At 64.4% G+C, this 25,176-nt stretch carries 19 protein-coding genes; 14 read left to right on the forward strand and 5 right to left on the reverse strand.

The genetic code is table 11. The features are described from left to right. Positions 1 to 134: 134 nt before the first annotated feature. Positions 135 to 836 (reverse strand): FadR/GntR family transcriptional regulator, encoded by a 702-nt coding sequence (locus tag ACSVIE_RS16255; RefSeq protein ID WP_426005408.1) that lies wholly within the window; start codon positions 834 to 836, stop codon positions 135 to 137. A 70-nt stretch (positions 837 to 906) separates the two neighbouring features. Beyond that, entirely contained in the window at positions 907 to 1,710 is an 804-nt protein-coding gene (locus tag ACSVIE_RS16260; RefSeq protein ID WP_442424514.1) for an alpha/beta fold hydrolase, read from the reverse strand. A gap of 131 nt (positions 1,711 to 1,841) precedes the next feature. On the opposite strand from ACSVIE_RS16260, the gene ACSVIE_RS16265 reads away from it, so the two are divergent. The 5 genes from ACSVIE_RS16265 to ACSVIE_RS16285 all read left to right on the forward strand — a co-directional run bounded on the left by ACSVIE_RS16265 (position 1,842) and on the right by ACSVIE_RS16285 (position 7,149). After that, on the forward strand, positions 1,842 to 3,344 hold the full coding sequence (locus ACSVIE_RS16265; protein WP_442424515.1) for a four-carbon acid sugar kinase family protein: 1,503 nt from the start codon (positions 1,842 to 1,844) through the stop codon (positions 3,342 to 3,344). 37 nt (positions 3,345 to 3,381) lie between these two features. Then, positions 3,382 to 4,281, forward strand: coding sequence for an NAD(P)-dependent oxidoreductase (locus tag ACSVIE_RS16270; RefSeq protein WP_442424516.1), 900 nt, complete (start codon positions 3,382 to 3,384; stop codon positions 4,279 to 4,281). A gap of 101 nt (positions 4,282 to 4,382) precedes the next feature. Beyond that, positions 4,383 to 5,849, forward strand: coding sequence for a GntP family transporter (locus tag ACSVIE_RS16275; protein WP_442424517.1), 1,467 nt, complete (start codon positions 4,383 to 4,385; stop codon positions 5,847 to 5,849). Next, the gene (locus ACSVIE_RS16280) at positions 5,849 to 6,718 is read left to right on the forward strand and encodes a class II fructose-bisphosphate aldolase (protein WP_442424518.1); all 870 of its coding nucleotides are present in this window, start codon (positions 5,849 to 5,851) and stop codon (positions 6,716 to 6,718) included. The genes ACSVIE_RS16275 and ACSVIE_RS16280 overlap by 1 nt, the downstream gene beginning before the upstream one ends. Before the next feature lie 38 nt (positions 6,719 to 6,756). Further along, positions 6,757 to 7,149, forward strand: coding sequence for a DUF1304 domain-containing protein (locus ACSVIE_RS16285; RefSeq protein ID WP_426005415.1), 393 nt, complete (start codon positions 6,757 to 6,759; stop codon positions 7,147 to 7,149). A gap of 29 nt (positions 7,150 to 7,178) precedes the next feature. Here ACSVIE_RS16285 and ACSVIE_RS16290 read toward each other — a convergent pair whose 3' ends face one another. Beyond that, positions 7,179 to 7,598: a VOC family protein gene (locus ACSVIE_RS16290; protein WP_426005416.1), complete on the reverse strand. Its 420-nt coding sequence runs from the start codon at positions 7,596 to 7,598 to the stop codon at positions 7,179 to 7,181. A gap of 128 nt (positions 7,599 to 7,726) precedes the next feature. Between ACSVIE_RS16290 and ACSVIE_RS16295 the strand changes: the two genes are divergently transcribed. Next, positions 7,727 to 9,088: an acyltransferase family protein gene (locus ACSVIE_RS16295; RefSeq protein ID WP_442424519.1), complete on the forward strand. Its 1,362-nt coding sequence runs from the start codon at positions 7,727 to 7,729 to the stop codon at positions 9,086 to 9,088. Continuing rightward, complete coding sequence (locus tag ACSVIE_RS16300) at positions 9,085 to 9,441, forward strand: GNAT family N-acetyltransferase (protein WP_426005419.1); 357 nt, start codon at positions 9,085 to 9,087, stop codon at positions 9,439 to 9,441. Before ACSVIE_RS16295 ends, ACSVIE_RS16300 begins: the two co-directional genes overlap by 4 nt. A 2-nt stretch (positions 9,442 to 9,443) precedes the next feature. Here the strand turns inward: ACSVIE_RS16300 and ACSVIE_RS16305 are convergent, their stop codons facing one another. Then, positions 9,444 to 10,097 carry a hypothetical protein gene (locus tag ACSVIE_RS16305; protein WP_442424520.1) on the reverse strand — a complete coding sequence of 218 codons (654 nt, stop codon included), beginning with the start codon at positions 10,095 to 10,097 and terminating at the stop codon, positions 9,444 to 9,446. Between the two features lie 122 nt (positions 10,098 to 10,219). On the opposite strand from ACSVIE_RS16305, the gene ACSVIE_RS16310 reads away from it, so the two are divergent. The 3 genes from ACSVIE_RS16310 to ACSVIE_RS16320 all read left to right on the forward strand — a co-directional run bounded on the left by ACSVIE_RS16310 (position 10,220) and on the right by ACSVIE_RS16320 (position 19,030). Beyond that, a complete protein-coding gene (locus ACSVIE_RS16310; RefSeq protein ID WP_442424521.1) occupies positions 10,220 to 11,848 on the forward strand; it encodes a sigma-70 family RNA polymerase sigma factor in 1,629 nt (542 codons plus the stop codon). Between the two features lie 227 nt (positions 11,849 to 12,075). Beyond that, on the forward strand, positions 12,076 to 18,522 hold the full coding sequence (locus ACSVIE_RS16315; RefSeq protein ID WP_442424522.1) for a DUF7507 domain-containing protein: 6,447 nt from the start codon (positions 12,076 to 12,078) through the stop codon (positions 18,520 to 18,522). Between the two features lie 85 nt (positions 18,523 to 18,607). Beyond that, positions 18,608 to 19,030, forward strand: coding sequence for a hypothetical protein (locus ACSVIE_RS16320; RefSeq protein WP_442424523.1), 423 nt, complete (start codon positions 18,608 to 18,610; stop codon positions 19,028 to 19,030). A 110-nt stretch (positions 19,031 to 19,140) separates the two neighbouring features. On the opposite strand, the gene ACSVIE_RS16325 is transcribed toward ACSVIE_RS16320, so the two are convergent. Continuing rightward, positions 19,141 to 19,512: a hypothetical protein gene (locus tag ACSVIE_RS16325; protein WP_442424524.1), complete on the reverse strand. Its 372-nt coding sequence runs from the start codon at positions 19,510 to 19,512 to the stop codon at positions 19,141 to 19,143. Between the two features lie 296 nt (positions 19,513 to 19,808). On the opposite strand from ACSVIE_RS16325, the gene ACSVIE_RS16330 reads away from it, so the two are divergent. Genes ACSVIE_RS16330 through ACSVIE_RS16345 form a run of 4 tightly spaced genes read left to right on the forward strand, consistent with a single transcriptional unit; the run spans position 19,809 to position 25,136 of the window. Then, on the forward strand, positions 19,809 to 21,371 hold the full coding sequence (locus ACSVIE_RS16330) for a pyridoxal phosphate-dependent decarboxylase family protein (protein ID WP_426005425.1): 1,563 nt from the start codon (positions 19,809 to 19,811) through the stop codon (positions 21,369 to 21,371). Continuing rightward, positions 21,368 to 22,711 carry a lysine N(6)-hydroxylase/L-ornithine N(5)-oxygenase family protein gene (locus tag ACSVIE_RS16335; protein WP_442424525.1) on the forward strand — a complete coding sequence of 448 codons (1,344 nt, stop codon included), beginning with the start codon at positions 21,368 to 21,370 and terminating at the stop codon, positions 22,709 to 22,711. Before ACSVIE_RS16330 ends, ACSVIE_RS16335 begins: the two co-directional genes overlap by 4 nt. Further along, complete coding sequence (locus ACSVIE_RS16340) at positions 22,708 to 23,298, forward strand: GNAT family N-acetyltransferase (RefSeq protein WP_442424526.1); 591 nt, start codon at positions 22,708 to 22,710, stop codon at positions 23,296 to 23,298. Before ACSVIE_RS16335 ends, ACSVIE_RS16340 begins: the two co-directional genes overlap by 4 nt. Further along, positions 23,295 to 25,136, forward strand: a complete 1,842-nt coding sequence (locus ACSVIE_RS16345; RefSeq protein WP_442424527.1) for an IucA/IucC family protein — start codon at positions 23,295 to 23,297, stop codon at positions 25,134 to 25,136. Before ACSVIE_RS16340 ends, ACSVIE_RS16345 begins: the two co-directional genes overlap by 4 nt. Positions 25,137 to 25,176: the final 40 nt, after the last annotated feature.

Genomic DNA, 25,176 nt, shown 5'->3' on the forward strand with positions numbered 1-25,176 from the left:
GAGCCCACCAGAGCCCAGGCGAGCCAACCGCATACTTTCCCGGATCACGGCGCGCCGAAGGCACTCACACGCTGGGTAGCATTTGTGCGCGTTTTCAGCGCTCAAAACGCGCACAAATGCGACCCAGTTGGGTGCTAGGCCTCCAGCACGTACGTCTTCAGGTCGTCCAGCGTCTGCTGCATGTGGGCGTCCATGGCGAGCCGGGCGTCGTGGGGGTTCCGGGATGACAGGGCTGCCGCAATTTTCCGGTGGTGTCCGATTGCATGCGCTTGGATCTCCGGCACTGCCGATGTCTGGGCCCGCCGGGCTTCCAGGACTCGGTGCAGCGGCTCAAACAGGACCGCCACGAAGATGTTGCCGGAGGCGTGGAGGATGACATCGTGGAAGGCGAGATCGGCCTCTACGAAAGCTGCAAGATCGTTGACCTCGTGCGCCGCCTGCATCTTCTCCACATGGTCCGCGAGAACCGCGAGGTCCTCATCGGAGATTCGCTCAGCCGCAAGTTCGCAGGCGCCGGTTTCCAACATCCGGCGCAGCTCAATCAGCTGGATGGCTGCTTCCGCGTCCTTGGTTCCTTCGGAGGCGGCCCGCAGTACAGCCTCCAGCGACGCCCACTGATTGAGGGGATTGACGAACGTTCCGCGGCCCCGCTCAACACTGAGGATCCGCTGGGCCTCAAGGGTCTTCATGGCTTCGCGCACGGTCATGCGGCTTACCTCGTGCCGGGCGCTGAGCTCCAGCTCACCGGGGACCACGGTGCCCGGGGGAAATTCCCCCGCGACGATCCTGTCCAGCAGCTCATCAGCAACGACGCCGACCAGCGACTTGCGTGCCATGTGTCCCCATTTCTGTACTTCAGGCCGCGCACCCCAGGGTTCCCCGTGGGCGGGATGGATGTCAGACATCTTACGCTGGCGATCGCAGGCTTGTTCTCCAGAATTCGTTTAATGTCGCCGCGCATTCGCCGGGCTGTTCCCAGTGGACGCTGTGGCCGGCATTGGGTATCGCGCGCAAACGCCGCCCCGGGGCTGCCGCGACGAACGACTCCATCTGTTCGATCGGCCGCACCCGGTCCCCGGCTCCGGCGATCACCAGCAGCGGCGCGTGGACGCGCCCGGGTACTGTAGGTTCGACGCCGGTCATGGCCGCCTTCGCGCTGGCGGCAAGAACAGGGAAGGGCGCATCAAACCCTCTGCCAAGCCGCTCGCTGTCCTCCGCGGAGAGCTCCCCGTACCAGGCCTCCATGCACTTCCGGATGGTGGCGGCATCAAAATATCCCTGCTCCACCTGCTGCCGGATCAGGTTCCTGAAGCCAGCGTTTGGGGGTGCCGGAACCATGCCCACCAAAGCTATGGAGGCGACTTTTTCCGGCCACGCCGCAGCGAGGGTCAATGCAACGCTGCCGCCCATGGAGTGGCCCACCAGATGCACCCCATCGGCTCCCAGGGATTCCAGGGTCGCTGCAACCGATGCTGCTGCCGAGTCCAAGGTCCATTCGAATCCGGCAGGAAGGTCCTGGCCACGGCGGTAGCCGGGCAGGTCCAGGATCCACACTGTTTGTCCGGCGGCGAGGAGGAAGGCAGTCAGTGGCTCCCAGTAGGTGGAGCCCGAAGCCCAGCCGTGGATGAGCACTGCCGGGGGCTGGACGGCCGAAGCCCCTGAGGGCTCGCGTTTGTCAACGAAGCAGTGCGGCACGCCGGTGTCAGCCATGGACCCAGCCTAGTGAGCACGGCCATCTTGCGCCGGGAAGAGCCGTATGTCACACTGGCATTCAAATGTTAGATGTCTGACATCTTACATTCACAAAACTGCCCCACAGATTTCCCACGATGGAGTGTCCCGTGATCCTAGAAGCCGACGTCCTGGCCGCCTTCCCGGCTGAAGTCCAGATCCCCGCTCAGCTCGTGGCCGACGCCGTTGCAGAGTCTTCGGCAAGCAGCCCCCGCGTCCTGGTCGTCCTGGATGACGACCCCACGGGCACCCAGTCCGTTGCGGACCTTGCCGTGCTGACGCGCTGGGACGTGGAGGACTTCTCCTGGGCGTTCTCGCATATCAGCGGGAACCAGACCAAGCCCGCCGTCTACGTCCTGACCAACACGCGCAGCCTGGACCCGGCCGAAGCCGCCGCCCGCAACGAGGAGATCGTCCGCAACGCCCTCGCCGCAGCCGCTGCTGCCGGACTGAGCCTCGGTTTTGTCAGCCGCAGCGACTCCACCCTCCGCGGCCACTACCCACTGGAACCGGACGTCATCGCGGCGACCGTCGCCGCCGAAACCGGCGAAGCCACCGACGGCGTCGTCATCGTCTCGGCATTTCCCGACGCCGGCCGCGTCACCATCGGCGGTGTGCACTACATGCGCGCCTCCGGAGAAGATGCCGGCGCCCTCACCCCGGTGGCCGGGACCGAATTCGCCAAGGACGCTACGTTCGGGTTCGCCAACTCCGAGATGGCCAAGTACGTGGAAGAGAAATCAAAGGGACGCTTCGCCGCAGAGAACGTCATTGTCCTGGACCTGAACATCATCCGCGCAGGTGCAGCCGCCAACGACCCCGCAATCTCCGCGAAGGCCATTGCCGACGCCATCGAACCGGCCACGGACTCCACCCCGATCGTGGCTGACATCGTCACCGAAAACGACTTCCGGGCCTTGGCCCTTGGCCTCGAGGAGGCCGAACGACGTGGCAAGAAGCTCCTGTACCGCGTGGGCCCGCCGTTCGTCCGTGGCCGCATCGGCCAGGACATCCGTGAAGCCCTCACCGGCGAGGAAGCCTACGCCGGAAACAGCCCCTCCACCGCCGGTGGCCTGATCGTAGTCGGTTCCCACGTGGGCCTGACCACCCGCCAGCTCAACGTCCTCACCGCGGAACACGGCTCGGCAAAAATCATCGAGATCGATGTCGAGAAATTGCTCGCCGCCGGGACCGAAGCGGCAGCCGATGCCTTCATCGGAACCGTCGTGTCCGACGTCGTTGCTGCCCTCCGCGAAGGCGACGTGATCGTGCACACCAGCCGCCTGCTCATCAAGACCGACGACCCCGCGGCCAGCCTGGAGATCGCCCGCAAGGTCTCCGCCGCCGTCGTATCCGTGGTGAACCGGACCCTGAAGACGTTCCCACCGCGGTTCGTCATCGCCAAGGGTGGCATCACCTCCTCCGACGTCGCCGCGCACGGTCTGGAAATCCGGCATGCGATCGTCCGCGGACCCATGCTCCCGGGCATTGTCTCGCTCTGGGAACCGGTGGACGGTCCGGCCAAGGGCATCCCCTACATCGTCTTCGCCGGCAACGTGGGCGACGACCAGTCCCTCGCCCAGGTCACGCGCAAGCTCAGCGCCACTTTCTAACTGCACGTCCCCACCAGGAAATTCAATGGAGAACACCATGACCAGCAACTACACCGTTACCGTCCTCGGCCTCGGGGCCATGGGCCTGCCGATGGCGACCCGCCTCGCCTCGCAGCTGACCGTCCACGGCTTCGACATCGCCCAAGCCCGCCTGGAACTGGCAGCAGAAGCCGACATCAAGACGTTCGCCTCCGCCCGCGAAGCCTCCCAGGACGCCGACGCACTGCTCCTTGCCGTCCGCAATGGCGAACAGCTCAACGATGTCCTCTTCGGAGAGAACGGTGTGGCATCCGTCCTGAAGCCGGGCGCGGTCGTGATCCTCGGCAGCACTGTGGGCACCGAAGCCATCCCGGCCACGGTCGCTAAGTTGGCTGAGTACGGCGTTGCCCTGGTTGATGCTCCGCTGTCCGGTGGCCCGAAGCGTGCCGGCGAAGGCGACCTCCTGATTGTCGTCGGCGCCGAGCCGGAAGCCCTCGAAAAGGCCCGCCCGGCGCTCGAACTGCTGGCCTCCACCCTGAGCATCGTGGGCGACAAGCCCGGAGACGGCCAGGCCCTCAAGACCGTCAACCAGTTGCTTTGCGGTGTGCACATCGCCGCCGCAGCAGAGGCCATGGCCCTGGCGGACGCCCTCGGCCTGGACCAGGCGAAGACCCTCGCCGCCCTCGAAGCCGGCGCGGCAGGTTCGTTCATGCTCTCCAACCGCGGCCCCCGCATCCTGGAGGCCTACACCGAAGAAGGCGCAGAAGTTCTCAGCCGTCTCGACATCTTCGTCAAGGACATGGGCATCGTGGGCAAGGCGACCCGTGCTGCCGGTCTGGCTGCGCCCGTCGCCGCCGCTGCCGAACAGCTTTACCTCCTCGGCCAGGCCCAAGGCCTCGCCGCTGCTGACGACTCCGCCGTCATCAAGGTTGTCGCGCCCGAGAAGCGCACCGCCTAAGCACCCCTGTAAAACCCGCGACGACGGCGGTCCCCCCTTCGCCGTCGTCGCCCCTTTTCGCCGGTCTTCTAGACTGGTATGTCAAAGGAGACACTCCCCAAATGAATCCCCTCATCAATTCGCTGATGGTCCGCGCCGCCGATGCGCCGCCTATCAAGCCGGCCGTGGAGTTGGGCACTCCGCTGCTGCTGACCATCGCCGCCGCGGGCATCGCACTGCTGCTGGTGCTGATCATCCGCTTCAAGATCCAGGCCTTCGTGGCCCTGCTCGCCGTCAGCATCCTGGTGGGTATTGCCGCGCAGATTCCGCTCAAGGACATCTTTACCGTGGTGACCACAGGTGTCGGCAGCACCATGGGCAAGGTGGCGCTGTTGATCGCCCTCGGCGCGATCCTCGGCCGCATGATCGAAGTTTCCGGCGGCGTGCAGTCGCTAGCGACGCACTTCACGGAGAAGCTCGGTGCCAAGCGGGTCGCGGTGGCATTGACCGCGGTGGGCTTCCTGGTCGCCATCCCCGTCTTCTTCGAGGTCGGCGTGATCGTGCTCGTGCCGATCGTCTATGCCTTCGCCAAGATCGCCAAGGTCCACCCGATCAAGTTCGGCCTCCCGATGGCCGGCATCATGCTGTCCATCCACGTCGCCGTCCCGCCGCACCCCGGTATTGTTGCCGGCGCCGGTGTCTTTGGTGCGGACATCGGACTCATCACCCTGATCTCCCTGATTATCTGTGTGCCGCTGGGTTTCCTGTCCTACTGGGTTGCCAGCATCATGAACCGCAAGGACTACGAGCTCCTTCCCGGTGTGAAGCAGCAGGTGGACGAGTTCGGCTCCGATTCCCTGGTCCACGTTGGCCACGACGGCCCCGGTGCCCGCGCCATCGCTCCGCCGCGTCCAGGCCTCATCATGTTCCTCATCGCCGCTCCGATCGTGCAGATCCTCCTCGGCACCGTGGGTACGCTCACCCTGCCCAAGGACAACTACTGGTACGGCGTTGCGGCCTTCATCGGCAACCCGTTCTTTGCCCTCCTGGTGGCCGTGGCCCTGTCCTTCTTCCTGCTGGCAGTGCGCCGTCACTGGTCGCTCAAGGAAACGGGCGAGATCTTCGAAGGGGCATTGCCTCCCATCGCCTCGATCCTCATGGTGGTTGCAGCCGGTGGCGTATTCGGTGAAGTCCTCCGCACCTCCGGCATCGGCGCCGCGTTGTCCCACACGCTGGACAGCCTGGGCCTTCCGGTGATCGTGCTCGGCTTCATCATCTCCTTGGCACTCCGTGCGGCCCAGGGTTCCGCCACCGTCGCCATCGTGACGACCACGGGCCTGCTCACCTCCGCCGTCATGGAAGGCGGCTATACGCCCGCCCAGATCGCCGTGATCGTGATCGCCATCGGCTTCGGTTCGCTGGGCCTTTCGCACGTGACCGACGCCGGTTTCTGGACCGTCATCCGCTACTACGGCCTCACCGTGTCCGACGGTCTCAAGACCTGGACCGTCCTCACCACCATCCTTGGCCTGGCCGGCTTCGTGCTGACCTACGTGGCCTGGATCCTGGTGGGAGGCCTGGCCCACTGATGCGCAGCACACTCGACCAGCTGGTTTCATCCGCCCTTGCCTCCGGCTCAGCGGTCCCCGCCTTCACCTGCTACGACTTCACCACTGCACTGGCCGTGGTGTCCGCAGCGGAAGAGGCCCGCCTCGGTGTGATCCTGCTGGTCGCGCCGAAGACAGCAGCCACCCCCAACGGGCAGCGGCTCATTACCGCTCTCCGAGGCCTGGCGGACAGCGCCTCCGTCCCGGTTTCAGTGCAACTCGACCACGCTTCGGACCTTCCGGTGATCCTCGACTCCGTGGCAGCCGGCGCCGATGCGGTGCTGGCGGACGGTTCGTCCCTGGCCTACGAGGACAACATCGCGCTGGTTCGTCGCGTCCGCGCGGCCCTGGACGGCGCCGGCCACACGGGCATCGTGATCGAAGCCGAACTCGGCGGCCTGGCCGGTGACGAGGACAAGGCCTTCGGTGCTGAAACGCCCGACGCCGGCACTCCGGTTGCGGGCCTCACCGACCCTGGCCAGGTGGCCGACTTCGTGGAACGCACCGGTGCGCAATTGCTCGCCGTTGCCGTGGGAAATGTGCATGGAAAGTACAAGGGCGAACCCAACATCCGGTGGGATGTGCTGCAGGATGTCGCCTCACGCACGGACGTGCCGCTGGTGCTCCATGGGGCCTCCGGGATCCCCGCGGCCGAACTTGCCAAGGCTCCTTCCCTGCACGTGGGCAAGGTGAATTTCAACACCGAACTCCGCACGGGCATCCTGCAGACGCTTGAGACTGAAACTGCTCCGCACCGCGCCGACGGGGAGAATCTCCAAGGCCTGCTGGGCCGCTGGAACGCATCGGCAGCGGCCTTCGCGGGCTCCACGCTGGACATGCTGAGCGCCTGACGCTGAAGCGCCAAATCACGGGAGGCTAGGATCAACACATGATCCTGGCCTCCCTGATTTTTGCCCTGGTGGCAGCCCTCCTGCATGTGTACATCTTCACCATGGAATCCATTACCTGGACCAAGCCGGCAACGTGGAAGCGCTTCAGCCTCACGTCCCAGGCAGACGCCGAAACCACCAAACCGCTGGCTTACAACCAGGGCTTCTACAACCTGTTCCTGGCCATCGGTGCGCTGGCAGGCATCGTGGCCGTCTGGGCCGGCTCACCGCAGGTGGGATGGACGCTGGTCTTCAGTTCTTGTGGCTCCATGCTGCTGGCTGCGCTGGTTCTCGCGGCCAGCGGACGGAAGTACCTCCGCGCAGCGGTGCTGCAGGGAACTACGCCGTTGCTAGCCGTCGTGCTGGGAATCCTGGCCATAACGCTGGGGTAGCCCACGGCAGTCCGTAAAGCACGCGTGTACTAGGAAGCCGGCGGACCGTCCTGGGCGGCGGTTTCGTCCATCCAGAGGACTTCCCAGTGGTGGCCGTCCAGATCCCGGAACGCCCGGCTGTACATGAAGCCAAGATCCTGCGCGTCATAGGTTTCCGAGCCGCCGGCTTCCAACGCCTTGGTGGCCAGCTCGTCCACGGCTTCCCGGCTGTCCGCAGACAGGGCAAGGATGGCAGCGGTGGATGCCTGCGTATCTGCGATCGGCTGCTTGGTGAACTCGCTGAACTTGGCGTGCGTCAACAGCATGGTGTAAATCGTGTCGCTGAAGACGACGCAGGCCGCCGTGTCATCCGTGAAGTTCGGGTTGATCGTGTAGCCCAGCGCCGTGTAGAACGACTTGGACGCCTCAAGGTCGCGGACAGGCAGATTCACAAAAATAGAGGTTGTCATGGGTCTGATCCTGCCGTTGTTTGGCGGCCCCGTCCAGAGTATCCCCGCTCTATGTGGACAAGCCCGGTCCTCTGGCCCGGATCCCGAACCCGGCGGACAATAGAGGCAGCATCGGGCGGGGAGGAGCCATGGAGCGGCCACGGCATGTGGATACTCCCGTCGGGCAGGCGGTAGCCCCCGGACGGGACCCGGCGATCGACCTTGTGCGCTTTGCCTGCCTGTTCCTGGTGGTGGCCGCCCACTGCATGATGGTCAGCCCTGTCCTCCACCCGGATGGAACAGTCACCACCCACAACACCCTGATGGAGCAAGACTGGTTTACGCCCGTGGTATGGGTGTTGATGATCGTTCCCCTCTTCTTCGTCATGGGAGGGGTGACAGGGCTGCAATCGTGGAGACGCCTGCAGGCCCGGGGCGGGACCGCTTACGGATTCGCCCAGTTGCGGTTGCTGCGGCTGGTCCGCCCGGCCATGGCACTGCTGGCCATCATGTGGGCGGCCCTCTGGGCGGCCTTGCTCCTGGGGGTCCACCCGCAGGTCATCCAGCTCATGACTGCCGGCGCCGCCATGCCGCTCTGGTTCCTCGCCGCGTACCTTACAGCGCAGTTGAGCATCCCCTTGCTGGCACGGTGCCATGGGGCAGCGCCGCGCTTGACGTTCACAGCTCTGGTGGCACTGATTATCACGGTCGATTCGCTCCGCGGCGCTTTGCCGGTGATCGCCTACCTTAACCTGGCCTTTGTCTGGTGCGCTGTGCAGCAGCTGGGTTTCTTCATCGCCGACGGGGGCTTCCAGCACCGCACCCGGACCTGGTTGATGGGCGTGATGATCTCCAGCAACCTGCTGCTCGGCCTTTTGACCGGCGTTGGCATCTATCCGGGCAACATGGTGGTCAACATCAACCCACCCAACCTCTGCTTGCTGCTCCTTGGCGTATCGCAAACAGCCACGATCCAGCTTCTGCGCGGAGCCATCACATGGCTTGGGGGAGTCACGTGGGTCCGCACCTGCATTGCCGTAGCGGGCCGCCGTTCCATGACCGTTTACCTGTGGCACCTGCCGTTGCTGGTGGGCATGTCGGCAATCCTGCTGCTGACGGATTTCCCGAAGCCCTCCCCGGAAACCGCCGAGTGGTGGTGGGGCCGCATTCCCGTTTTCCTCGCAGTGGCTGCGTTGCTCGTTCCCGTGGCCGTGTTCCTGGGGCGCCTGGAAGACCGTCCGACGGCGGCCAGCCATGCGCGGGGTCCATCCCGGGCCGCTGTGGTGACTGCCGCCGTCGTGGTTTTTGTCCCGGTGGTGGACGCAGCACTGAACGGCCTGACGCTGGCGCTGCTGGGTGGCGGAGCGGCCTGCTTCGCGCTCGCCGTCCTGCTGCTGGGCAGGGTCCCGACGCCGGTACCGCCGCCGTCCCAGCACCCGTCGGGAAAGGTGGAGAACGCGATGGGCTCCGGATTGCCAGAGCCAGGTTTACGTGCCAATCTCGAAGCATGACCGAGCATACTGATTCATTGGCCGACTCTTTCCGTGCAGGCGTCACGACTGCCCGCAACGATAAATTCCACCGCTACGAACTCCACGTGGATGGTGAACTGGCGGTCATCGCACACTTCATCAACAGGCCCGGTCACATCGACTTCACGCACACCGAAACCAAGCCCCAGTTCAAGGGTCAGGGCCTGGCCAAGGTCCTGGCACATTTCGCACTGGACGATGTTGTGGCATCAGGCAAGCGCATCATTCCCCATTGCCCGTACATCGCCGCATACCTGCAGAAGCACGAAGGCTATGAGCAGGATGTGGACTGGCCGGCAGAAAAGCCCGTGGGAAATCCGAACAACGACTGACGTCAGTTAGCTGCGCTGACCAGTGTGCGGGGCCGTCGCCGTGGTGACACCGACGCAATCCTGGTGATGTTCCAATAGCCAAGGCCGGGTTTGGCGGACCGGAAGGGCCAGCTCATCCGTGCGCCCGTCAGGGACACGATGGCGTCGTGCTCGTCTGAAACGTGGCGGCCCAGGCACAGTGCCTTGACCTGCATGGCGCTGACCAGGCTGCCGCCGTGGATATGGTCCGTTGCCGTGACCTGGTAGGAGAAGCTCCGCATGACAGCTTCGCCGGGCGCCAGGGATGGGATAGCGAGGTCTTCCCGTGCCGGCGCCGAGGAATAAGCCAACGGTTCCATGGCCTCGTTGGTGAATGAACGCGGAATAAGTCGAATGTTACGCAGGTGGCTCCGGGAGTCGTTGGTGATCCAGGCAGTAAAGATGACGGTGTCGCCCGGGACGGCCACGGAGCGGTCGGAGCCGTAGACCAAGCTGATGGTTGCCGCCGTTTTTCCCCGCGCAAAACGTCCTCCACGGGGAGCCTGCAGGCCGGGTCTCGCAGCAGCATCAGGCCACGTGGAGCGGCTTTTCCGCCACGAACGCGCAATTTTGGCCAGCGGCGGACGGCGGTCTGCCTGTTTTCTCGGGGAAGGGGACTCAATGCTGTGCAGCCTCATGTTTGGGTAGTGGCAGCAACTACCGGAACATGTCGCGGCTTTGACCACAAAAATTGCCCCCTTGTAGTCGCAAGTACCCTGAGATTCAAGTCAGATTGCAATGTGATGTCACACTATTGCTTATGGATCATGGAACAGCGGCCGGAGCCAAGGGAACTTCCGTCCTGAAGGGGCCCGCAGACAGTGATCCCTGCCTGCTTGACCTTGTGCGCCAGGGCGACGCCGATGCCTTCGACACCCTCTACAAGCGCCACCTGCAGATCGCCCTGTACGTTGCCCGGCAGCAGACCGACAACCAGAGCGACGCCGACGACGTTGTGGCCGAGGCGTTTGCCTCCGTCTTCCAGTCCCTCAAGGACGGCAAAGGGCCCAAAGAGTTCTTCCGTCCCTACCTGCTGACGGTAGTCAGGCGGACCGCCCACGACCGCAACCGGAAAGCCCGCCGTACGCAGACCACCGAGGACGCCCTGCTGGACACCGCGGTGCTGGATGACGACACGGTCATGAAGGACCTGGAGTCCACCATCATGGCCAAAGCCTTCAAGTCCTTGCCCGAACGCTGGCAGGCGGTGCTGTGGCACATGGACATCGAGGGACTGAAACCCGCTGCGGTTGCTCCCTTGGTCGGCCTCACTCCCAACGGGGTGTCATCCTTGGCGATCCGCGCCCGGGAAGGCCTCCGGCAGGCCTACCTGCAGCATCACATTACTACCGTGGCTGATGAGGCGTGCGCTGAGTTTGCGGGCCAGATGGGCAAATACGCCCGCAATGCCCTGAAGCGCACCTCCCGGGAAAAGGTCAATGCCCATCTGGAAGGCTGTGCACGATGCACGGCGCTTCTGATCGAACTCAACGATGTCCAGGGTGGGATGCGGGCCATCCTGTTCCCGTTGTTCGCGGGCATCACCTTCACGCCGGGCGTCGCTACGGCCGTCCTCTCCGGATCGGGGGCCGGCGCGGGGGCCGTGGGTTCACTTGGGTCATTGTCCGGCTCGACGGCTGTTCCTGTCCTGTCGGGACCGGGCGGGTCGAAAGGTGCCGGCCACCTCTGGAAGCCAGCCGCCGCCGTCGTGCTTGCCGTAGTGGTCGCGGCAGGAGCGCTGGGGTGGATCCTGCAGCCTGCCTCCCAGTCGGTCGTCGCAGAGCCGCCTCCCCCCGCGCCCGCCGGTGAGACCCCGACGCCGGTTGCCACACCGGTCCCGGTCCCTACCGTTCCGCAGCCATCTCCTTCTGCCCCTCCTGTGGAAGTTCCGGCAGTCCCGGCACCTCCAGCGGCTCCGGAACAACCCGCCGTCGTGGTTGCGCAGGAGCCTGCGCTGCAGCGGAAGGCGACGGTCGTTGACTCTGCCGTGGTCACTTCGGTTCCGGTGCCGCAACCTTCTTCGCCGACGTCCGCGCTCCAGACGGTCGAGGCTGTCTTTGCTTCCACCACTGCGGCCAACGCCGTGGAGCGGAACCTTGAGGTGCAGTTTTCCTTGGTGGGCGACGGTTCACCCACCGCCGGTGAAGCCGTCTTCACCCTGCCGGATCAGGCCACGTTCATTTCCGGCAGGACGCTCGCACCCGCCGGGTGGGAATGCAGTGCCACCGGTGCCCGTCAGGTGACGTGCACCAGCCGTGCGATGGATCCCGCCCAGCTGAACTTTGCTTTCGGGGTCACCATGCCTGCGAAGTCGGAGCTGGAAACCCTGGACTATGGATTCAGCGGCCAGGACATCGTCACCAAAACATTCGCCAGCACCTTCCACTAGGGCCTGGACAACTTTTCTCAAAGTTTCTCTCATTACCAGCGTCACGTTTCACGTGTTGCCCGCACTACAGCTTTGGGCCGCCCTATGTCGGTGCGCCCGCTGAAGTCTGTCCGGGCTTCGACGACACGAAACGCCCGCTGCGCCTACTGGGTCAGTGGCGAGTAGCCGAGCCGGGCCGGTCACCTCTGACCTGGCTTCGGCGTGACCTAGCGAAAACAAGAGAGTCCATGAAACATTCACGTCCACGAAAGCTGTTGGCGGGCGTACTCGCTGCAGCGATCCTGTCCCTGGGGGCTGGTGGCGCCTTGGCGCCGCCGGCCTTGGCCACGGTGCCGGGCACGCCGGGTGTTACCCAGCCCGGCACCGTTGTCTTCACCGAAGATTTCGAGAACGGTACCGACAACACCCCGTTGGGTGCGCAGTCGTACTCCGCGCCCGGGTCCACCACCTACGTGGGTGCAACCGGGCAGACCTACACCGGTTCGATCAACTGGATCAACGGTATCCGCTGCAACGGCGTCATCCTCAGCTATGACAACTCCGAGACACCCCCCTGGGCACTGTCCGGCGCAGCCGGATCGGGTACGGAGAACCGCTGCGCCGACGTCGATACCCGCCGCAGCTACCAGCACCTGCGGATGCTCGCGCAGGCCATGGGCCAGCAGTTCACGCCCGGTTCGCCCAGCACCAACCATGTGACGAGCTCCTTCACCGAATGCTTGTCCACCAACACCGCCGGGGGCTTCTGCGCCACTCTTCCTGCGGGTCCTACGGACGGCGTGATGTTCAAGACGGCCAACCCGTTGGCCACCACCGCCGGCCACTACTACACCTTCGGCGTTGACACGGCGTACATGAACTGCTTCGGCGGCACGTCTGATCCGTCCTACCAGTTTGCCAGGATCGACGCCGACGGCACGGTCACGCCCATAGGTGACCCGCTCAACGGCTGCCAGGCGTCGTCCGATCCGAATGTCCAGGCATACCAGCAGAATGTCACGAGCGATGTCGGTGGGTCCTTCGGCACGATCACCAAGACCGTGAACATCAATTCGATGCTCACCAACGAAGCCTTCCAGTCCGCGGGCGGATCGCTGGGTCTTGAAATGTGGAACAACAATGGCCGGTCCAATGGCAACGACGGCGCCTTTGACAATGTGCGTTTGGTGGACGTCACCCCGCAGTTGGACAAGTCGTTTTCTCCGACGTTGATCGGTCCGGGCCAGGCTTCCACGCTGACGCTGACCGTCACGAACACCAGCGAGCTCAACGCCAAGAACGACTGGTCCATCACGGACACCCTTCCGGCCGGCCTGGTGGTTGCCGCAGCACCGAATATCGGTGGCACGTGCGTTCAGTCCGCCGGTGCCCCATTGGCCACCACCGCGGTGGCCGGCGGCAACGTCATCTCCGTGACTGGCGGCGACTTGGCCAGGGGCGAAGAGTCCTGCACCATTACCGTCGATGTCACCTCGGACACCGAGGGTTCCTACGTCAACGGTCCTGCGAACATCGAGACCAACCTGAACCCGCCTGCTGACGCCACCCTGGTGGTCAAGGCTCCCCGCCTGGCCCTCTCCAAGGCACTGGATGCTCCCCGCCTGACCGATGGCGACCAGTTCACCATGGAAATCCGTTCGGGTTCCGCGACCGGTGCAGTGGTCAACAGCACGGCCAACTCCACCACCTCGGGAACCGGCTCAGCTGTCACCGCCGGAACGGGTGTCACTGGCACCTACGTTGCGGACGCCGGCAGCACCTATTACCTGACTGAGTCCGGCTCCAACGTTTCCGGGTACGATCAAGCCATCACTTGCACTGATGCCAACGGTCTCCAGCAGGGGCTGCCGTCCGGCGCTGCATTCGAAGGCTCCCTGGCCCTGGTGCCGGTGGCCGGCGCGGATATCAACTGTGTCCTGACCAACACTGCCGTTCCTGCACCTGCCCTGGAGTTCACCAAGTCAGCTGATACCTCGGACCTTCAGTCACCGTCGCAGGCAGGTGACGTGATCACCTACACGTTCACTGCAAAGAACACCGGCAATACGGTCCTCACTGGCGTCGTCATCAACGATCCCCTGGCCGGCCTGTCCGCTCTGAGCTACACGTGGCCGGACACGCCCGGAACCCTGCTTCCGGGTGAAACAGTGACGGCGATGGCCACCTATGCCATCACCCAGGCTGACATCGATGCCGGACACGTTGCCAACTCGGCAACGGTCTCGGGTAATCCTCCCACCGGCCCACCGGTTACCCCTCCTCCCGGAACCACTGACACTCCGTTGGTTCCTGGTCCTGCCCTCACCCTGACCAAGGCGGCGGATGCTTCGGCAATCCAGAACCCGTCGCAGGTGGGGGACATCATCACCTACACGTTCGAGGCAAAGAACACGGGCAACGTTAAGCTGACGGGCGTTGTGATCAATGATCCGCTGGCCGGACTTTCCGCCCTGACGTACACGTGGCCTGGTGCCCCCGGCGAACTGCTGCCGGGCCAGTCGGTGACGGCTACGGCAACGTACGCGCTCACGCAGGCTGACATCGACGCCGGTCATGTGGCCAACACGGCGACCACCACGGGCACGCCGCCCACGGGTCCTGCCGTGACGCCTCCGCCGGCCAGCACGGACACACCGTTGACACCCGGTGCCGACCTCTCGCTGACCAAAACGGCGGACGCGTCGGCCGTTCAGAGCCCGGCACAGGTGGGGGATGTCATCACCTACTCGTTCGAGGCGAAGAACACGGGCAACGTTAAGCTGACGGGCGTTGTGATCAACGATCCGCTGCCTGGCCTGTCGGCACTGGCGTACACCTGGCCGGGCGCTGCCGGCGAACTGCTGCCGGGCCAGTCGGTGACGGCTACGGCAACGTATGCGCTCACGCAGGCTGACCTCGACGCCGGTCACGTGGCCAACACGGCGACCACCACGGGCACTCCGCCGTCGGGTCCTGCTGTGACGCCGCCTCCGGCCGGCACGGATACGCCGCTGACTCCCGGCCCTGCCCTGGAGTTCACCAAGTCCGCTGACGCGTCAGCTGTCCAGGACCCGTCGCAGGTCGGTGACCAGATCATCTACACCTTCACGGCGAAGAACACGGGCAACGTGAAGCTGACCGGTGTGAGCATCAACGATCCGCTCGCGGGCCTGTCTGCGCTCACGTACAGCTGGCCGGGCACTGCCGGCGAGTTGCTGCCGGGCCAGACGGTGACCGCTACGGCAACGTACGCGGTCACCCAAGCGGATATCGACGCCGGCCATGTCGCCAACAGCGCCACCGCAACGGGTGTTCCTCCCACCGGTACTCCGGTGACGCCTCCTCCGGGAACCACGGATACCCCGTTGACCCCGGCACCGGCCATGGAGTTCAGCAAGTCAGCTGACAAGAGCGCCATCCAGAACCCTGCTGTTGTGGGTGACCAGATCACTTACACCTTCACCGCGAAGAACACGGGCAACGTGAAGTTGACCGGTGTGATCATCAATGACCCGCTCGCGGGCCTGTCTGCGCTCACGTACGCCTGGCCGGGCACTGCCGGCGAGTTGCTGCCGGGCCAGACGGTGACCGCTACGGCAACGTATGCGATCACCCAGGCGGATATCGAAGCAGGCCATGTGGTCAACACGGCAACCACGACCGGCACTCCGCCGTCGGGTCCTGCTGTGACGCCGCCTCCGGCCGGCACGGATACGCCGCTGACTCCCGGCCCTGGGCTGGAGTTCACCAAGTCCGCTGATGCGTCGGCTGTTCAGGACCCCGCCCGGGTGGGGGACATCATCACCTACTCGTTCGAGGCCAGGAACACCGGCAACGTGAAGTTGACGGGCGTTGTGATCAACGATCCGCTGGCGGGCCTGTCGGCGCTCACGTACACCTGGCCAGGTGCTCCCGGCGAGCTGGAACCTGGCCAGTCGGTGACGGCTACGGCAACGTATGCGATCACCCAGGCCGATATCGACGCCGGTCACGTGGCCAACACGGCCACCACCACTGGTACGCCGCCGTCGGGTCCGGCTGTGACGCCGCCTCCGGGAACCACGGATACCCCGTTGACCCCGGCACCGGCCATGGAGTTCACCAAGTCGGCCGACGCTTCCGGCGTGCAGGACCCGAGCGTGGTGGGCGACCGCATCAACTACGCCTTCACGGCCAAGAACACCGGCAACGTCACGCTCACGGATGTGGTCATCAATGACCCGCTCGCGGGGCTGTCGCCGCTGGTCTACTCCTGGCCCGGCGTAGAAGGAATCCTCCTTCCGGGCCAGACAGTGACCGCTTCGGCAACGTATGCGATCACCCAGGCTGATATCGACGCCGGTCATGTCGCCAACACGGCGACCACCACTGGTACGCCGCCGTCGGGTCCGGCTGTGACGCCGCCTCCGGGAACCACGGATACCCCGTTGACCCCGGCACCGGCCATGGAGTTCAGCAAGTCTTCGGACGCTTCTGCTATCCAGGATCCTGCTGTAATAGGCGACCTGCTGACCTACACCTTCACCGCCAAGAACACCGGCAACGTGAAGTTGACCAACGTGTCCATCACGGACCCGCTGGCCGGTCTGTCCGCGCTCACGTACACGTGGCCGGGTGCGCCGGGTGAGCTGCTCCCGGGTGAGACCGTGACCGCTACGGCAACGTATGCGATCACCCAAGCGGATATCGATGCAGGTCACGTGGTGAATACCGCCACGACGACGGGCACTCCGCCGTCGGGTCCGGCTGTGACGCCGCCTCCGGGAACCACGGATACCCCGCTGACCCCGGCTCCGGCGATGCAGTTCACCAAGACGGCAGACGACTCCGCTTTGCAGAGCCCTGCGCAAGTGGATGATGTCATCACCTACACCTTCACTGCCAGGAACACCGGCAACGTGAAGTTGACCAACGTATCCATCACGGACCCGCTGGCGGGCCTGTCCGCCCTGGACTACACGTGGCCGGGCACGCCCGGTGAACTGCTGCCGGGTCAGACAGTGACCGCTACGGCAACGTACGCGATCACCCAGGCTGATATCGACGCCGGCCATGTCGCCAACGCGGCGACGACCACCGGCACTCCGCCGTCGGGTCCGGCTGTGACGCCGCCTCCGGGAACCACGGATACCCCGTTGACCCCGGCACCGGCCATGGAGTTCACCAAGTCCGCGGACGCTTCGGCCGTGCAGGACCCGGCCACGGCGGGGGACGTGATCACGTACACGATGACGGCAAAGAACACGGGCAATGTGAAGTTGACCGGTGTCAGCATCAACGATCCGCTCGCGGGGTTGTCGGAGCTCGCGTACACCTGGCCGGGAACCCCTGGCGAGTTGTTGCCGGGCGAGTCCGTGACGGCTACGGCAACGTACGCGATCACCCAGGCTGATATCGACGCCGGCCATGTCACCAACGTGGCGACGTCCACCGGTACTCCTCCCACCGGCACTCCGGTGACGCCTCCTCCGGGAACCACGGACACACCGTTGACCCCGGCACCGGCGATGGAGTTCACCAAGTCGGCCGACTCGAGTGCTCTTCAGGACCCCACGAAGGTTGGTGATGTCATCACCTACACCTTCACGGCGAAGAACACCGGCAACGTGAAGCTGACCAACGTGTCGATCAACGACCCCCTGGCAGGCCTGTCCGCCCTCAACTACAGCTGGCCCGGTACGCCCGGCGAGTTGCAGCCGGGGGAGACCGTAACTGCTACGGCAAAGTATGCGGTAACGCAGGCTGATATCGACGCCGGGCACGTGGTCAACTCGGCTACGGCAACGGGCAATCCGCCCACTGGTCCTGCTGTAACGCCTCCTCCGGGCACCACGGACACCCCGTTGACCCCGACTCCTGCGATGGAATTCAGCAAGCAGGCAGTGGTTCAGGCAAACTCGGGACCGTCCAAGGTGGGGGACAAGATTGAGTACCAGTTCACGGCCAAAAACACCGGCAACGTGAAGCTGACCAAGGTGTCCATCGACGACCCCATGGCTGGCCTCTCTGACCTGGTCTACACCTGGCCGGGTACCCCCGGTGAGTTGCTGCCGGGCCAGACCGTCATGGCGACGGCGGACTATGCCGTCACGCAGGCGGACCTCGACGCCGGTCACGTGGAGAACCTGGCGACCACTACGGGTACTCCTCCCAGCGGCCCGGCGGTCACCCCGCCTCCTGCCGGTACGGACACCCCGCTGTCGCCGGATGCAGCCCTGCAGTTCTCCAAGACTGCGGATGCCTCCGCCGTTGGTGATCCCGCGAAGGTAGGCGACATTGTCACCTACAACTTCACGGCCACGAACACGGGCAATGTCACGCTGACTGACGTGGCCATCGTGGATGAAATGCCCGGCCTGTCTGCCCTGGATTACACCTGGCCGGGTACCCCCGGCGAGTTGCTGCCGGGCCAGTCGGTGACTGCCACGGCAACGTACGCCATCACCCAGGCCGACATCAACGCCGGCAAGGTCGCCAACAAGGCGACCGCGACGGGTACACCTCCGACGGGACCCCAGGTCACCACGCCGCCTGCAAGCGCAGTCGTGACCTTCCCGCCGGTTGATCCGGGCCAGCCGGGCGGCTCCTTGGCAAACACGGGAGTTGTCCTCACCGTGCTGCCGATTGCCCTCCTGGTGGTTGGTGCGGGCCTGTTCCTGCTGCTCATGGGACGCCGCAAGCGTTCTGAAGCGTAGGGCCAAAGTGCGCGGCAATCGGACCCCAAGCCGGTTGCCGCGCACGTTCCACATCCCAGTTACCCAAGAGTCAGGTAGTAAACCCATGAAGAAGTCAGTCACGTGCGTTGCCGGCGTGCTGGTTGCCGCAGCAGCCCTCGCGGGCTGTTCAGGGAACGGGGCGGGCTCATCGCCCTCGTCCACCACCACCCAGGCCGCCACGACGGGCGAGGCGAAAGCGGCCAACCCTGGAACCGGCATCATCGAGGCCACCAAGATGACCTCGTGTGATACCGCTGCGGGAAAGGTTGCCGCCAAGGGTACCGTCACCCCGCCTGAGGGTACCAAGGGAACCGTGAAGATCTCGGTGAGCTGGGTTGATCCCCAATCGTCATCGGTGCTGGCCCGCGGCGAGCAGACTTTCAAAGACCCGCAGGCAGGAAAAGCCCTTGAATGGGCCATCACCGCCGAAGTCCCCCAAAAGGGGACCGAGGCCAAGTGTGTGCTGGGAGCGGCTGTGCTCCAGTAGGCGGCCGGAAAGTCGGGACTCCAGCAGCGGGGTCCGGGCGGCAGGGCGCAAGCGGCACACAGAAAAGTGGCCGGCCAGGGCATCCCTGGCCGGCCACTTTGCTGCATTCATCAACTCCCTGACTGGCCCTGTGGGCCGTGCCGACGTTGCCACTGAAACGCGTGCCAGAACAGCAACGCGCCGGTGATCAGCAGAGACGCCGGCACGAGGTAGGGGAGCATCGAGAGGACCACGAAGTTCATGGGCATTCCGTCCGAAGAGGGAGCGGAAACCATGGGGCGCAAGGTCTCGGTGAAGGCCCAGACGCTGAAGTAAAGCATCGCGCCATCGAGCGCCCACAGCGCCACGATGAACGGGTTCACGGACAAGCGCTTCTTCGGAGCATCGAGAGGATCCGGTGCATGGGGGCTCACTGCACGCACCGCCTTGCCCTGGTCATCGATTTCGCGGAAACCGAGCCGCTCGTGCGTATGGTCAGTCATGGATTTCCCCCACCGTTATGGCCTGTGGCACTGACCCTACCCCGATAGTGGTCCTCCGGGAACCCACATGCCTGCCGTGGGAACAGCAGCGACGGCGGCGTTCGTGCTTGCGAAGGGAGCGGGTATTTTGCACCCAAAACCGGATCCTGGAAAGTCAATGACGCGCTACCGGCAAGTAGAACAGCGAGAAACCGCCTTCTGAGCGAATTAGGTCACGAAAGTTTGACGGAAAGGCAAACCTAAGTAAGGCTTGCCTTTGCTAACTAGCGACCCCAACGCAACGGAAGGAAGCTGTCGTGACGTCACCCAGTGTCGAAGAGCAGATAGCCCAGGAGCAGGACTTCGGCTCCAAAGTGGAGTTGGCACTTGCTGCCACCAACCAGCTCTTCAACGCGCGAAATTCGCCCAGCTACGTGGCGCAGGTCCTTCAGGGAGTCAACGCCGTCTCCACCAAAGTCCAGCGGACCACCCAGCCATTTACCGGCGTCGCGCATTCCGAACTTAAGGCGAAAGTGGGTGCCGTGGACCTGGGCCGGCCGCTGCCGGACACGGCTGCTGCCCTGGAGGAACTGGATGAGCTGTACCTCAAGGACGCCATCTACTTCCACGACTCCCGCTACGCCGCCCACCTGAACTGCCCCGTGGTCATCCCCGCCCTGGTGGGTGAGGCCGTGCTGTCAGCGGTGAACTCGTCCATGGATACCTGGGACCAGAGTGCAGGTGCCACCATGATCGAACGCCGCCTTATCGATTGGACCGCGGAACGCATTGGCTTCTCCGCCGAGGCTGACGGCGTCTTCACGTCCGGCGGCAGCCAGTCGAACTTCCAGGCGCTGCTGATTGCCCGGAACCACGCCGTTGCCAAGCTCCGCGCCGACCAGCCCGAAGCCCGCCTCCCGCACCTGCTGGATCGGCTCCGCATCTTCACCTCAGTGGACAGCCACTTCAGCATCCAGAAGTCTGCCTCCATGCTGGGTCTCGGTTTCGACGCTGTGATCGCAGTCCCCACCGCTGACGACCACCGCATGGACCCCGCCGCCCTTGCGGCTGCTTTGGCGGAAGCGCACGACGCCGGGCTGGTGCCTATGGCGGTCGTGGCCACCGCCGGGACCACCGACTTTGGGTCGGTGGACCCGCTCGCCGAGCTCTCGGCCCTGGTGCGTGCCTACGATTCCTGGCTGCACGTGGATGCGGCGTATGGAGGAGGGCTGCTGGTCTCCGGCCGCTACCGCCACCTCCTGGACGGTATTCACCTGGCGGACTCGGTCACGGTCGACTTCCACAAGACGTTCTTCCAGCCCGTCAGCTCCAGTGCAGTCCTGGTCCGCAACGGTGCCATGCTGCGCCACGTCACCTACTACGCCGATTACCTCAACCCGGAGAGCGCCGCCAAGGCCGAGATCCCCAATCAGGTGGACAAGAGCATCCAGACCACGCGCCGCTTTGACGCCTTGAAGCTGTGGCTCACCCTGCGCATCATGGGCGCCGACGCCATTGGTGCGCTGTTCGACGAGGCGATCGACCTTGCCGGCCGCGTTGGGACCCTGTTGGCGGACGACGCCGAATTCGAACTCGCTGCCGCTCCCCAACTGAGCACCCTCGTCTTCCGCTATCGACCGGAAATCAACGGAGTCCGCATTGACGAGGACGCCGCCGATTCCCTCAACCCTGCCATCCGGGCGGCTGTCTTTGCCTCCGGCGAAGCAGTTGTGGCCGGTACCAAGGTGGCTGGTCGCCATTACCTCAAATTCACCCTCCTCAACGCCGAGGCCTCCCTGAGGGACATTCAGGAAATCATCGAACTCATCCGCCGCACGGGCGCCAGCCTGCTCGCAAACACCACGGAGGCCGCCGCGTGAGCACCCCGGACAACAGCAGGATCTACGACGTCGCCGGTATCGGCGTCGGACCTTTCAATCTGGGCCTGGCCGCGCTGAGCGAGCCGGTGGAGAACCTGGACTGCGTGTTCCTGGAACGCCGTGAGTCCTTTGACTGGCACCCGGGCATGATGCTTGAACCGGCCCACCTGCAGGTGCCGTTCATGGCGGACCTGGTGACCCTGGCCGATCCGACGTCGCCGTACTCGTTCCTGAACTTCCTGAAGCAGACAGGACGGCTGTACCGCTTCTATATCCGCGAGAACTTCTATCCGCTGCGTGCCGAGTACAACCAGTACTGCCAGTGGGTTGCCGGGCAGCTGGAATCGGTCCGTTTTAGCACGGATGTGCTGGATGTGAGCTACGACGGCGGCGTGTACCGGCTTGCGGTGCAGGGCCCTGAAGGCGCTGAGGTGCTTCGCGCCCGCCGGCTGGTTCTGGGGACGGGCACCTCGCCGTACATCCCCGTTTCCTGTGCAGGGATAGTGGACGGCGGGGGACTTGTCCTCCACAATGCCGAGTACCTGTCGAGGAAGAGTGAGCTCCAGTCCAAGCGCAGCATCACCATCGTGGGCAGCGGACAGAGCGCGGCCGAGCTGTACTACGAACTCCTTTCGGACATCGACGTCTACGGCTACCAGCTGAACTGGGTGACACGCTCTGGGCGCTTCTTCCCGCTGGAGTACACCAAGCTCACGCTCGAAATGACGTCGCCGGAGTACGTGGATTACTTCCACTCGCTTCCGGGCGATCAGCGCGACTCCCTGATCAAGAACCAGAAGAACCTGTACAAGGGCATCAATTCGGACCTGATCGACGACATCTACGACCTCCTCTACACCAAGAGCCTCTCCGGCATGGTGGATACCCAGCTGCACACGCACTCGTCCCTGACCGCCGCTGTGTGGAATCCTGCGACCGGGACGCATACCTTGCAGTTGCGGCACGAGGAGCACGGCCGCGACTACACGCTGGAGTCCGAAGCGGTGGTGCTGGCTACCGGGTACTCCTACAAGGAACCGGCCTTCCTGTCCGGTATCAAGGACCGCATCCGCCGTGACCACAAGGGCCGCTTCGATGTGGAGCGCAACTATGGGACCGGCGTCGAACCCGGGGAGATCTTCGTACAGAACGCGGAGCTGCACACCCATGGATTCGTCACGCCGGACCTGGGCATGGCTGCCTACCGGAACTCCGTCATCCTGCGTGAAATCACGGGGCGCGAGGTCTACCCGGTGGAACGCAGCATCGCCTTCCAGCAGTTTGGTGCCCCCGCGCCGGTTGCTGTGGAGGCCCCGGAAGAAGCGGTGGCAGCAGTATGAGTTTCACGTTCCGCGCGGTTGATCCTGTGAAAGATGCACCCGTCCTCCACAGCTGGGTCAGCCAAGAGTATGCACGTTTTTGGGGCATGGTGGGCTGTGTCGAGCAGGATGTTGTGGAGGAGTACACGAAGATTGCCGCCGCCGGTCACCACCAGGCGTTCCTGGGACTCGACGACGGCGTTCCCTCCTTTCTGATGGAGCGGTACCTTCCCGAAGCGTCGCCCCTTGCGGACGTCTACGAGGTCCAGCCGGGGGATATCGGCATGCACCTGCTTGTGTCCCCGCCGGACGGTGACCCGCAGCCCGGGTACACCACTGCCGTGATGCGGGCCGTGATGGCGGAACTGTTCGCTGACCCCGCAACCCGCCGGGTCGTCGTCGAGCCTGACGCCCGCAACCACAAGATCCACGCACTCAATGAAAAGGTGGGCTTCCGCCCGCACGGCGTGGTGACCCTTCCCGCCGTCGACCCTTCCGAAGACCACAAGCAGGGCCTCCTGAGCTTCTGCAGCCGCGAGGACTTCCTTGCGACCCTGACCCCTATCCTGGCCGCGCCTGCCGGGGCGACCGGAGGAGTAGACCAATGACCAGCACTGTTGAAGCCATTGCCCCGCAGGCAGCAGACCCGGTTTCCCACCTGACTCCGGAACGCTGGGCCGTAGCCAACCGGCATCTGGTCCGCAAGGCGATTGCAGAGTTTTCGCACGAGCGGATCCTGGTTCCCGACCTGATCCGCGACGAGGGCGAGGGCGTCGGCCTCTACAAGGTGGTGAGCGACGACGACGCCGTTGAGTACCGCTTCCGGGCCAAGGTCCTGGAACTTGAGCACTGGTCCGTGCTTCCGGAGTCCATTGCCCGGTTCCGCGACGGTAGAGAGCTGCCGCTGGATGCACTGGAGTTCATCGCCGAATTCCACGAGGCCCTGGGTATCAGGATGGATATGCTTCCCGTGTACCTGGAAGAAATCAGCAGCACGTTGGCGGGCCACGCCTACAAGCAGGGCAAGCCTTTCAGTTCGACCGAACTGGCCGCCGGGGTCACCGGCGGAGCTGACCGGGCTGCGGACTTCCAGGCGATCGAGCACAGCATGACGGAGGGCCACCCCTGCTTCGTGGCCAATAACGGGCGCCTGGGCTTCGGGATTGCCGACTATCACGCGTTTGCTCCGGAGACCGGAGCAACGGTGAAGCTTCAGTGGATCGCGGTGCACCGCTCGAAGGCCGTGTTCACATCCAGTGCCGGCCTGGACTACCGGACGCACTTCGAAGCTGAACTTGGTCCGGCAACTCTTGCGTGGTTCAACGCGGAGTTGTCCGCTTCCGGGCTGGATCCCGAGGACTACCTCCTCATGCCGGTCCACCCGTGGCAGTGGGACAACAAGCTGACCGTGACTTTCGCTGCGGAGATTGCCCAGCGGCACATTGTGCACCTTGGTACGGGCGGGGACGACTACCAGGCACAGCAGTCTATCCGTACGTTCTTCAACACCACCTCACCGGAGAAGGCGTACGTCAAGACGGCGATGTCGGTGGTCAACATGGGCTTCATGCGTGGGCTTTCGCCGCAATACATGAAGGCTACGCCGGCCATCAACGACTGGCTGCAGGAGCTGATCGACAATGACCAGGAGCTCCAGGACCGGGGCCTGGCCATGATCAAGGAAAGCGCCGCGATCGGCTACCACAACCACTACTACGAGGCCGCTTCCGCCAAGGGTTCCCCCTACCGGAAAATGCTGTCTGCCCTGTGGAGGGAAAGTCCGCTGCCCCTGCTCGGGGATGGCCAGCAATTGGCAACCATGGCGTCCCTGCTGCATATCGACCAGTCCGGTAAATCCGTGGTTTCCGCGCTCATCAAGCGTTCCGGCCTGGCGCCCACCGAGTGGCTGCGACGTTACTTCGAGGCCTATTTGGTGCCGCTGGTCCACTGCCTGTACGAGTACGAGCTCGCGTTCATGCCCCACGGTGAAAACGTCATCCTGATCCTGGAGGACGGCGTGCCGGTCCAGGCCATCATGAAGGACCTTGCCGAGGAAATCGTCGTGATGGGGGACCGGCTGGAGCTTCCGGAGGAGGTTTCCCGCATCAAGGCGGAAATTCCCGCGGAGGAGATGGTCCTGGCCATCTTCACGGATGTCTTCGACTGCATTTTCCGCTTCCTGGCGGCCATCCTGGCAGAGGACGGAACGCTCCGCGAGGACGAGTTCTGGGGGACTGCGGCGGCCGTGCTTCGGGAGTACCAGCAACGCCACCCGGAGCTTGCCGATCAGTTCGCCATGCACGACCTCTTCGCGCCGGACTTCGAGTTGTCGTGCCTCAACAGGCTGCAGTTGCGCAACAACCAGCAGATGCTGGACATCTCGGACCCCTCCGGCGGTCTCCAAATGGCTGGCCGCTTGGCCAACCCCCTGGCGAAGTTCGCCTAGGACCCCGCCGAGATGGCATTTGATGACAATCGTGGTCGCA

It is taken from the genome of Paenarthrobacter sp. NCHU4564, from assembly GCF_052156435.1.
Lineage (GTDB): Bacteria > Actinomycetota > Actinomycetes > Actinomycetales > Micrococcaceae > Arthrobacter.